The 11363-nt window shown below is 37.8% G+C and carries 8 protein-coding genes; 2 read left to right on the top strand and 6 right to left on the bottom strand.

Going from position 1 to position 11363, the window contains the following annotated elements:
* Positions 1-108: 108 nt before the first annotated feature.
* The 4 genes from EPA86_RS06540 to EPA86_RS06525 all read right to left on the bottom strand — a co-directional run bounded on the left by EPA86_RS06540 (position 109) and on the right by EPA86_RS06525 (position 5728).
* Entirely contained in the window at positions 109-618 is a 510-nt protein-coding gene (locus EPA86_RS06540; protein WP_140602626.1) for a hypothetical protein, read from the bottom strand.
* 147 nt (positions 619-765) lie between these two features.
* On the bottom strand, positions 766-4839 hold the full coding sequence (gene cobN, locus EPA86_RS06535) for a cobaltochelatase subunit CobN (RefSeq protein ID WP_140602625.1): 4074 nt from the start codon (positions 4837-4839) through the stop codon (positions 766-768).
* On the bottom strand, positions 4839-5189 hold the full coding sequence (locus EPA86_RS06530; RefSeq protein WP_140602624.1) for a DUF2149 domain-containing protein: 351 nt from the start codon (positions 5187-5189) through the stop codon (positions 4839-4841). The genes cobN and EPA86_RS06530 overlap by 1 nt, the downstream gene beginning before the upstream one ends.
* Entirely contained in the window at positions 5189-5728 is a 540-nt protein-coding gene (locus tag EPA86_RS06525) for a MotA/TolQ/ExbB proton channel family protein (RefSeq protein ID WP_140602623.1), read from the bottom strand. Before EPA86_RS06525 ends, EPA86_RS06530 begins: the two co-directional genes overlap by 1 nt.
* 261 nt (positions 5729-5989) lie before the next feature.
* On the opposite strand from EPA86_RS06525, the gene EPA86_RS06520 reads away from it, so the two are divergent.
* A complete protein-coding gene (locus EPA86_RS06520; RefSeq protein WP_140602622.1) occupies positions 5990-8173 on the top strand; it encodes a TonB-dependent hemoglobin/transferrin/lactoferrin family receptor in 2184 nt (727 codons plus the stop codon).
* 195 nt (positions 8174-8368) lie between these two features.
* Positions 8369-9085 carry a substrate-binding periplasmic protein gene (locus tag EPA86_RS06515; protein WP_140602621.1) on the top strand — a complete coding sequence of 239 codons (717 nt, stop codon included), beginning with the start codon at positions 8369-8371 and terminating at the stop codon, positions 9083-9085.
* Positions 9086-9136: 51 nt separating this feature from the next.
* Here the strand turns inward: EPA86_RS06515 and EPA86_RS06510 are convergent, their stop codons facing one another.
* Positions 9137-9940, bottom strand: a complete 804-nt coding sequence (locus EPA86_RS06510; protein ID WP_140602620.1) for a hypothetical protein — start codon at positions 9938-9940, stop codon at positions 9137-9139.
* 224 nt (positions 9941-10164) lie between these two features.
* The gene (locus EPA86_RS18450) at positions 10165-11277 is read right to left on the bottom strand and encodes a methyl-accepting chemotaxis protein (RefSeq protein WP_140602619.1); all 1113 of its coding nucleotides are present in this window, start codon (positions 11275-11277) and stop codon (positions 10165-10167) included.
* Positions 11278-11363: the final 86 nt, after the last annotated feature.

Below are 11363 nucleotides of genomic sequence, written 5' to 3'. Positions count from 1 at the left end.
GCCTCATATGGCCTTAAAATACAAAACGCCTGATGAAATTCATCAGGCGTTTTAGAAAAAAAGTGTCAACCTATATCAGGACAACACATTTAAATTTAACGTTTTGTTTTACGCTTTTTTTCTTACAGAACGTAACGCTACAAGCGCAAGTACCCATAATGCTAATGATGCAGGCACAGGCACTTCAACACTACCTCTTACATAAAATGTGTCACAAGGCGTTGAGCCCGTACAATTTAACCCGTTGCCATAAGACATTATATTTGTTCCTGACATAATATAGCCTGCAGATAAGTCACCTTGATTTACACCCACTTGGCTAGGCTCATTCCAGTAAGCGGTAGACTCAATTGGATTACCAGCATTTAAAAACAAAGCGACTAGGTTTTCAAATAAATAATCTAACTCAGCAGTCGTAGCATATCTCCAACCTGCATGAAATGTTGGCAATTCAGGGGCAAGTGCACTACCCGTTCCCCATCTAGAAACCCATGTCCAATCTAATCCATTTTCAGTAATGTATGTATCTTCAGGTAACTCAGTCATAAGACCAGCATTTGACGAGGTACTAAACATTAACAACACAGCAGCAACAGATACTAACAGCAACTTTTTCATATTTTATCCTTTAACTTATAAATCCAAGATGTCTTTTGCATGATAATGCATATTACACACCAACAAACAAGACATTGATTTATAGAGGAAAAATAAAGCAGCGTTTAAGTTGTGTAAAAAATACTGTCACTTCTGAGTATTATTAATTTAGGCAGCATTATCAAAAACTGTTTGCTTAGTTCTATCAGCTAATGCTTGTTTTATTGATCTCCCAATCGTAACTTTTCGTATCGTTATAAATAACTCTGAGCTAGCGCCGAATAAGAAAATTACCGCTAACCAATACAAAATACTATAATCCGTTTCAATTTGCTCTGCTTTAGCCTGCTCTTCCAGCTTTTGCCCTGTCACTTGTTGGATTGCGTTAGCGGCTTGTGCTGGCGGCGTAACTTGTGCCTGTGCTTGCGCTAATGCTTGAGAAAGCGGTAATAAACCAAAACCAACCGCGGTATTGTCCATATACTCATTGAACTTTTCATTATCCGTAGCTACGTCGAACTCGCTAGCAATTTCCGTGTAAGTCTCTACCATTTTCTTAATGGTTTCTTGATCAGCCTGCCAGTAACCTTTGCGCACGGCTTCAAGCATACGTTCAATAATTTGCGCTAAGCTTTCAGCGTTGTGCTCTTCAAAGAACTCTCGCATATCCATTTGGTACTTATCTTCAACGTAGACTTCAAAAAACTCTTGCCATTGATCATCACGAATGGCTTCAGGTGTCATCACTTCCCAACCCCACATATTATTCATGCGATCTAAAATAGCGGTTGCTCCAGCATAACCAGAATCTTGCATCGCTTTGATCCAACGCGGGTGGAAATAACGACTGCGCATCTCTTGGTTAACAAACTCTTCAAGTGTTTGCGTTTTCAGCTGATCTTTTTTACGTAAGTTAGATACGTACATTTCAGGTGTCGCACCGTCTAAATGTCTTACCGCTAAGCCAATACCACCAAAATATTGGAACGGATCGTCATTAGTCATCAAGGCATATAAGTTAGTAGAGCGAGAGAAAATAACACCATCGGTACCTGATAACACTTTCGAGTACAAACCTTCACCCTCGCCCAATGCATCAGACACATTTTCACTCCAACGCTTTTCATCAGCGCCAAAAGCAAAACCCATGCGATCTAAGTAAAGATTTGCCAATTTATCATCAGTTTCCCACGTATCAGAAGCTAATGAACTACCCGCTAAACCTGTACCATAGTTGCCGGTTTCATTTGAGAAGATACGAATAGACGATAAATAATCGGCATCTTCTTCAGTTTTACCTTTTTCCAGTAATTCACTACGTAGAGCATTGGCGTGACGGTAAACAAAGTTATTGTCTTCTTTCATTTTAGCCACTTTATCAATCGCTTTCGCCAGCCATAACATTACGTTAGGAAATGCATCACGATATAAGCCCGTCACTGAAATCACTACATCAATACGTGGGCGCTTTAATTCGCTGTAAGGGATGACTTCAGTATCAACTACGTTGCCTTGATTATTCCACTTAGGCTTTAAACCCAATGCGTGTAATATTTGCGCTTCAAGTGCACCTTGATGACGCATGGTTTCCAATGACCATAGCGAAAACGCTAGTTTTTCTGGGTACTTGCCATGCTTTTCAACATAAGCATCTATGGTTTGATTCATCAAAGTAACACCCGCATCATAAGCTTCTTTAGAAGGTACTTTGGCAGGATTAAAACCGATTAAGTTTCGACCTGTTGGCGCAGCATTAGGGTTACGAATAGGGTCATTACCATAGCTAATTGGAATATAGTTAGCTTCCAATGCCAGCATTAAGTTTTGCGTTTCAGCAATCGCCTGAAAGTTATCCCAATACTCTTTTGCTAAAGTTAAATCAGCTTGTAATTGTTCGTCTAAATCTGTCAACACAGCGGGGTTTTCAATATAGGTTTTAACCAATTGAAAACCATCAAGCGCCGCTAACTTCTTAACATTGTGCTCATCAAACTGTTGAGCTTTAGCTATGGCAAGGTTATTTGCTTTTTCATAACTTGCCGCACGCACAGTAAAGTCATCGCCGAGCATTTGCAGCATAGTACTAAATAAATGCGCATCTTGAGGAAGTTCACCAAAAATATGCACGCCAAGTGGTTGGCTCATTTGTGCTAAGGCATTTAAATGATCTTGTAGCTTGGCAATATGTTCATCAAAATTTGCCATAACTTCTTCTTTAGTAAGCGATAAGTCATTTAGCATGTTAAGCGCTTGTGCCATTTCAATTACTTCTGTTTGCGTGTTAGCCTTAGTTTGCCCTTCAGACAGCATCAAATAGTTAGTGATTTTCTCACTTAAGGTAGCGACCTCAGTATATAAACCTGCTTTGGCAAAGCCCGGGGTTAAATGACTTATCATAGTAGCGCGACCACGACGTTTAGCCTGCATCGCCTCACCAACATTATCAATAATATACGGATAAAATACCGGTAAATTACCAATAGCCAAACTTGGCGCATCATACACTGATAAACCGCGCTCTTTACCTGTTAACCACTCTTGTGAGCCATGTGTACCTAGGTGAATATACGCATCAGCGCCAAAGCCTTGACGAGCAAATAGGTAAATTGCTAAATAGCTGTGATTAATTGGCGTTTTAGTGCTGTGATACAGGTTCGCATGCTCCTTGGCATCTTCACCGCGCACACCTTGTGGCATGACTATCATATTGCCTAAATTCATGCGCGGAATAACAAAAGCATTCACTTCTTTACCGTCTATGGTTGTTTTACGCAACATGCCGCTTTCTTCAGGCTTACCCCAGCGCTCTACAATTGGCTTAGTGACATTTTCCGGCAGCGCATTAAACCAAGTTAAGTAGGTTGATAAGGGCATGTATTCAGCTAAATCTTGTGCTATCAACTGTTCTGCATCTTCACCGCGATAATACGGGCGCAGCAATTTACCTGCTGATTCAATTAGCTCTTTGTGCTCCTTTACATCAACTTGATAGCGCTTTTCTTTCATGGCTTTAGCAATATTTTTAATCGACGTTGGTACATCTAAAAAAGCTGCACCAATGTTCTTTTCACCTGGAGGGTAGTTCCAAATAAAAGTAGCAACCTTTTTATCTTGATTAGCAATGTGCTTTAAGTTTGCGTGATTAAAAGCGCGTTCAACTAAAGCATTAAGCTGATAATCAATTACGGTTTTAACACCTTTATCATTTGCGGCAATTATCGTTGGGTCTGCACTACCAGTATCTTCTGGCATTACTAAGAAAAACGGGGTTAATGATGGTGAAATTCCGGCATGATCCGCTTCAAACTCTGCTTGATTCCCTTCTGTGTAGTTAATGGCATGCAATACTGGTACACCGATCTTTTCAAACTCACCACGGCGTTTTTCAACAAAGTGTAACGAGCGATAATTTATCAATAAATCAACTTGGGCTTGTTTGCCATTTTCTGTTTCATGCATTAACAAGTCAGTGTAATTCATCGTCTTTTCTTCACCTTCAAAGAAAAAGCCCAATGCTTTAGCGCCTTTCGCTTCCAACCCTTTGATAAGCGCATCAACTACTTGCTGTTGCTCATAATCAATAACACTACGGTGAATACCAATGGCTATTACTGGTTGTTTGTCTTTTACTTGCAGAAAGTTAAAGAATTCATCTGCTTGATCGGTTACTTGTCCCGGATAGTCATAGTGATACAAGCCTACATTAGGCACAACAAAAGGGGCCTTTGCCTTGATGTTTGACAAGCCTAAATAATCATTTGCGATGTAATGCATTAAGTTTTGATAGTTAACACGGCCGGCATTTTTATAATAACTGCCGATATTTTTTTGATGTTTGCTATCAAGCCCTTGGTTCATTTTTTCATTACTTAAATCGCCAAGAGAAATAACCGGTACATTTGGCATGTCAGTTAAATAGCTTTGATATTTACCAAACATGTATTTAGAAAGCGCAGGGTTAATACCGTCTAGCATAATAAGCTGCGCTTTTGACCAAGCTGCTTTAACCTCTTCTTCTGATTTGCCTTTAGTTGAAAAGTTTATCAACTCAAATGGCTGATCTTTTGCCAAAGATAACAGCAAGTCCCCTTTAGGTTTAGAAGCGTGGCCTGACATCATTAACAATACTTGTGGCTTGCTGTTTTTTTCTGATGCTACATCGGTTGCAAAACTTGGCTGAACAAGACAAATAACTAATACTGTTAATACAATTAAAAAATTTGAAATGGTTTGTTTTATCATTATTTTTCTACCTGCTTAGCTGCTTCGTCTGTTTGTGCTTCATCCCCTTCTGGCACATAAACAAAACTACCGTCAGCCATTTTGTAGGCAACACCAGCTCGCATTCCTTCACCAGAGCCAATATCTCCTGTCGACTTGTATTGCTTGATTTCTTTACCCTTTTTAACGATAACTTCCATATTGGGTTTGCCAGCGTTTTTCACTACAGTGACATCATCGCTAGAAAAAACGTTAAGTGGGTTTTGCGCCAAGGCAATTAACAATGCAGCGATGATAACTAAAAAGACATCGACCAGATTCACTGCACTTACAATGGGGTTTAACTCTTCATCTTCATCTAAAAATTTCATTACGCTTGCCCTTTAAGCTTGCGAATATTAATCAGCTCATTAGCGCACCAGCGTTTTTTAACCGATGCTGGCCAAAAAGTTAATGAAGAGATAACCAACCCCCAAATAACGGCTGCAAAAGCGATAATTAGGTTTTCACTTATGCCTTGAATATTACCGTCTGCTAGGGCTTGCAATGCTGGCCCCATCGGGATCATAGTGGCAATTAAACCAAGCATAGGTGCAATACGCGTGACTATGCGCAAGTTCTCTAATTGTTTAAGTGCGACCACTTCAAGTTCATCATCACTGGCTGTTGGATGATTAACAAAATAGTTATGAATGGGATAACCTGCGTGGCTGGTAATTTCATTGAATTCATCTGATGTTACTTGGCGCGTATACGCCAGTTTGTTTTGCTTACGCACTAAATATTGTGAGCAAAAGCGCCCTAGTGCATATATGGCATAAACCACTAATAAACAAATTAAAACGATAATGGGAGCCATCAGTAGTTTTGACGCCTCTGCCATGGTTACTTCTAAGAGCTGAATATTCACTGACTAATTACCTCTAAAAATTTAATCATTGGATTTGATAAGACAAAATTGTACATAGCAACAACCAAACAATCAAATGATAATTATTCTTATTTGTATTTACAATCGTATTTTGAACGTGTATGTTAAAAATGAAATACGGCTCTCATTTCATCTTTCATTACTTAGAGAGCCAATTAACAGCAGTCTCACGTATTGTTAAATAGCCAGATTGCAAATTAACAATGCGTATTTAATAAAAATACTTAATAGGAATATCAAATGTTTATGCCACAGCGTGCTCTTTTAGCGAGTGCCATTTCAACAGCCCTTTTCATGACCTCAAACGTATATGCCGATGATATTGCAGATAGTGCAGTAAATACTGATTTGGAAGTGATCGTTGTCAGTGGAAGTAAAACGGAAAAACCACTTAAAGATGTTGCAGGAAGCATATCAGTCATTACACAAGAAGATTTAGAAAAGCAGTTAGTTAACGATATGAGCCAACTGTTTAAGTATGATCCTAGTATTCAAGTGACGGGAAACACAGGTAACGCACAGAATATTATTGTTCGAGGCATGGGTGGTGATAGAGTCTTGATGATTAAAGATGGCATGCGGATGAATGAAGGCTATGGTGCTAACGGGTTAAACGATATCGTTGGTCGAGGCTTCATTGAAACAGATACATTAAAACAAGTTGAAGTCGCGAAAGGAGCGACATCTTCGCTCTATGGTTCTGATGCTTTAGGCGGTATTGTAGTTTTCACCACCAAAAACGCTTCAGATTACCTTGTTGATGGTGAAACGTTCGCTGGTAATGTAAAAATAGGTTATAACGATATTGGTAAGCAAAGTCATATTAGCACAACCCTAGCCCTTGCTACTGGTAACTTTGAGCAAGTCCTCAACTTGAATTATCGAACTGGTGAAGAAACGCAAAACTATGATGGAACTCGTCCAGCATTGGACATTGAATCAAGCAGCCTCTTTTATAAAGCCAATTATAATTTCTCAACGTCTGATACATTAAGTTTTACTGCTGATATTTGGAACCAAGAAGTTGTAGGCGATACTGCCTACGGTCTATTAGAGTATTTTAGAAACTTAGAAGGCTACGATATTGTTAAAGAAAGTAATAATAGTGAAAAAGACAATCAATCTTTCCAATTGAGATACCATAGTGAAACAGCAACATTACTCTACGATGTGTTAAATGTTTCACTTTACCAAAATACGACAGAGCAAGAAGATATAGAATACGGACAATTAGATATTGACGCTAATTTTGGGTTCCCTATTGTTGAAATACGCGATATGTATAAGACAGCTGTTTACAAACAAAAAACACTCGGTTTTCTTTCTAATGCCAGTTTATCGCTAAACGATACTCACACCATTGGCTACGGCTTGGATATTGAGACATCCGAATCTAAGCGTACTGAAGTTAAATTATATGAGGTTGAAGGTACCCCTAAAGATGGTTACCCTCAAGAAACAAATAAATTTCCTACCACTGATGTATTTCGTGCGGGTGTTTTCTTCAATGACGAAATCTCATTACTTAACAATAAATTAGTAGTAACGCCCGGTGCTCGTTTTGATATATATGAAATGGATCCAAATGGTGCATTAAAAGAAGATGGCAACCCCTTTAAAAAATTCGATGAAAATCATCTCTCGTTAAACATTGGCGCACTTTACAAGTTTTCTGATACGGTGGCAGGTTTTGCCCAATATGGGCAAGGCTTTAAGGTTCCCGCTTATGATTTAGCTTACATTGAACATGATAATTCTATTTACGGCTATAGAATTGTGCCAAGTGATGATTTATCACCAGAAGAAAGTGACACCTTTGAACTCGGTTTACGTGGCCATGTAGGGGATTTATTTTTCTCAACAGCCATATATTACAATCAATTTGATAATTTCTTAGCGACTGAGTTAATTGACATTGAATCAAGTGTTAACCCTTACACAGGGCAAGAAGCACAAGTGCTAGTATATCAATATCAAAATATTGATTCCGTCACTTTAAAAGGTGTTGAAGCATCAGTTCGCTATCATCTCAATGATAGTGTTTCAGTCTTTGCCAATGCTGCCTATCAAGACGGTGAAAATGATGATACTGGTGAATACCTAAATAGCATTACCCCATTATCAGGTGTTGCAGGTATTAGCTTTGAACAAGAAAAACTGTCTGCTGAACTTATTCTCAATTGGGCTGACCGTATGGATAAAGTCAATGAAGGAAGTGTTGAGATTGCAGGATACGGCACTGTAGACTTACTCGCAACTTATGAATTTACTGATAATTTAAAGGTAAACCTCGCCTTAACAAACTTAGCTGACAAAGAGTATGTACAGTATTTAAACGGCGCCGGACATAAAGACTCAAGCACATTAAGTGACGTTACAGAGCCAGGTAGAAGCTTCTCTGCGACATTACGTTATACTTTCTAAACACTATTGTTCAAACAATTGACCATTCTAAAGGCTGAGTCAGTAGGTACACAGCCTTTCAATTTTTTCCTCCCCATTTATTAAATAAAAGGAGGACTTTCGAACAATATATTTACAACACAAAAAACAAGCATAAACTTTCTGTTATAATCAGCTGTATTCTCACACTCTTATAGCAGGATAAGCACAAAGTTAATGTTTAAAAGGTTCTTATGTCTTTTTGTTGGCTTACTGCCATTCCTTGTTCATAGTACTGATATTGGTAGTTACTACATTCCTCAGTTAGTTATTGATGAACATAATGGATTGTTTATTAAAATGCATAACGAGGTAATGCAACGAGCAAATATTGACGCTAAATTACTTATTCAACCCACTAAACGCACCCAAGCTTCGTTTAATGCCGGCTACATTGATGCTTACTTTCCTGAGCTTTATGAAAACTTGCCTAACGAAACAGTGATTACTTCACAGCCTTTTTTCTTAAAAAGAATCGTACTGTTTACGCGAAAAGGCTCGAATATAAAAACACTAAAAGATTTACAAGGTAAAATAGTAGGCGCAGTAACCGGTTATAGCTACGGAAAGAAAATTATCAATAACTCTAAAATTTACTTTAGTTATGCCAAAGATGATAATGCCAACATCGAACGCTTAATGCGGGGTTATATAGATGCCGTTATTGGTGATGATGCTTCAACTGTGGCTGCGGTAAACAATAGCCCGCATGTAAATCAAGTTGAATACGCGGTGCACAAACCAATTCACATTCTTGATGTGTTTTATGTTTGCCAAAACAATAAAAAAGGAAAGTCTCTTTGCGATGCCATCAACATAGCTTTAAAAGCAATGAAGAAAGAAGGCATCATTAAACTTGAGAAAAAGACGGGGTCAGCTCAAATACAACTCTAAAGTTACCTGTAACGAGCTGACAAGGTTAATAAATAGTCATCACCATCTACATTAATGTTCATATGCCAAGGTTTCAATATCATCTTCTAAACGTAGAACCTTATAACCTGACGAGTCTCTTTTATCCCAAGTAGATTTTTGTTTTCGTTCAAATTCTTGTCGAAAATTCACCAACCTATCATCAACAACTCGGTAGTAATACTTCCTTGATTGATTAATCGATAACTTGAAAAACAAATAAATGCTACCTTTGCCATCAAAACTTAACTCTGATTGTAATGGCACACCATCATCATCAATCGTAATATTATATTTACCATTAAAGTCATTAACGTAACCTCTTACTTCCTTATTGGTGATAATAGCTTCCAAAGGTAAATCAAAGTGAAGTATGCGTGCTTTTTTTCCTTCAAATAGAATGTTTTCTTCATTAACAAACTTTGCTTTTATTAACGAACGCTTTAAATTAGATGCCGCTGAAAGCATACTGCTTAACTCTGTGGCTTCTATATCATTTATTGCGTTTAAGGTCGGGGTATTGACCTCCTCATTAGTCTCTTTTTCATTTCGCTCATGCTCAAGCTTTATTAGTGTTTCATTTGAATAAGTGACTTGCAGACCCGAAGGAGCATCCATAAGATTCACTTGAGCAAAGCCACTGGTTACTTTGATCTCTTTTTTTCTTCCACGTTTTTGGCTATATGAGGTTTCAAGTGTGGCCTTAATTGGAGAGTTTCCGTTAAGTTGTTTTAAAGCCTGATTCAAATCGGTTAACCCATCAGCATAACTATTTACTGATAATACGCTAAGCCCACAAAACATAAAAAACAGGCCGATTCTTTTTTCTATTAACATTGTTATTCCAATTAAACGATTAAATCTGAGTAATAATTATTAATATTAGCATGCAAGTTAAAAAAGATGACAACGTAAAGAAGTTAGCAAATGTGTATTGTATTTTAATACCCTGGCTAGAAGACGAAACTAAAGAGATAGAGGGGGAGTTGTCACTTAACTTCAAAGTTATGTTAAAGCTATTTTAAAGTTAAGTGATTAAAAAAAGGCAGAATATTTTGCGCTTAATTACACCCCACACCTTTAGATATTTCGTGTGATAATGACGTAAGTAAGTCAACAACTTTAAAACTCGCATTTTCCATTTTAGCTAAACTTTGAACAGTATGTTTATTATCACCAGCGCTAAATGCTTTTAAAGCATCTAAGCCATATTGATGAACCTCTGCATGTGGTTTATCAATTTGCTTAAATGCAGTCATTGATGCATATTTATTTGCACCTTCACCTTGATAATACCATTTACCTAAACGGCACATAGTGTGATCGGCAAAATCTTCTATTGACTTGTCTGACTGCCCTAGCATGACCTGATAAACTTCAAGCTTCCAAACAACATGATCCATTTTAACCGTTTGAATAAATGCATCTGAAGTTGAGTTAGTAATAACGCCATACATGTTTTGCGACATGTTCACTATTTTATTAGCCGTTTCTTCTATAGACGCAGTACTATCACTGATTTCCTGGCTTTTATTACCAACATGATGAATACCATCGATAACATCTGTCATTTGTTGATTAACTTGATCAATCAAATTTGAGATTTCATTCGAAGCTTCCGCAGAGCGCTGAGCCAATGTTCGAACTTCATCGGCTACTACCGCAAATCCACGCCCTTGCTCTCCTGCCCTAGCCGCTTCAATGGCCGCATTTAACGCCAATAAATTCGTTTGGTCAGAAATCCCTTTAATAATATTAACAAAGTCATTGATGCCCGCTGTCACGGTTTTTAATTGGTCAACGGAAACAGAAGCTTTTTCAGTATCAGTTGCGATTTGCGAGGTTGAAGTAATATTTTGCTGAAGCATCGCCATAATTTGATCAAAAAGCTGGTGAGATGACTGAAAGTTATCTCGGTGCTCTAGCAACTCAGTCGATGACGCCGCCAATGCCTCCCTAATCTGGCTAATCAAATCTGATGATTGTAACCACAACTTATTTAGCTCATTCTGGTTTTCATATTCTGCTTGTGTATCCAGATATTGTTGATCTTTTGATTGCGTTACATTGCTCACTTGACTGAGCTCAGTTTCTAAAGCTTCATTTCTTGCTTTTAGTAAAGATATTTCATTTTCTAACGCTAGAATTTCAGATCTTTTATTAAAACTAAACATTATTAAAATCCTTCATGGATTAATTGAACCTAATAATTAAAAAAATAAAATGCTCTTAATATTAATAGCTAAAAATAATATTACCC

Origin of the sequence: Litorilituus lipolyticus (genome assembly GCF_006439335.1) — a bacterium.
GTDB classification, from domain to species: domain Bacteria; phylum Pseudomonadota; class Gammaproteobacteria; order Enterobacterales; family Alteromonadaceae; genus Colwellia; species Colwellia lipolytica.
Note: the sequence above shows the minus strand (reverse complement) of the source record. Positions and strands in the feature narration are given on the sequence as shown.

What these genes read in the sequence shown, in the direction of transcription:
- EPA86_RS06540 (WP_140602626.1), bottom strand. Translation starts at nt 618, where the DNA reads ATGAAAAAGTTGCTGTTAGTATCTGTTGCTGCTGTGTTGTTAATGTTT.
- cobN (WP_140602625.1), bottom strand. Translation starts at nt 4,839, where the DNA reads ATGATAAAACAAACCATTTCAAATTTTTTAATTGTATTAACAGTATTA.
- EPA86_RS06530 (WP_140602624.1), bottom strand. Translation starts at nt 5,189, where the DNA reads ATGAAATTTTTAGATGAAGATGAAGAGTTAAACCCCATTGTAAGTGCA.
- EPA86_RS06520 (WP_140602622.1), top strand. Translation starts at nt 5,990, where the DNA reads ATGTTTATGCCACAGCGTGCTCTTTTAGCGAGTGCCATTTCAACAGCC.
- EPA86_RS06515 (WP_140602621.1), top strand. Translation starts at nt 8,369, where the DNA reads ATGTTTAAAAGGTTCTTATGTCTTTTTGTTGGCTTACTGCCATTCCTT.
- EPA86_RS06510 (WP_140602620.1), bottom strand. Translation starts at nt 9,940, where the DNA reads ATGTTAATAGAAAAAAGAATCGGCCTGTTTTTTATGTTTTGTGGGCTT.
- EPA86_RS18450 (WP_140602619.1), bottom strand. Translation starts at nt 11,277, where the DNA reads ATGTTTAGTTTTAATAAAAGATCTGAAATTCTAGCGTTAGAAAATGAA.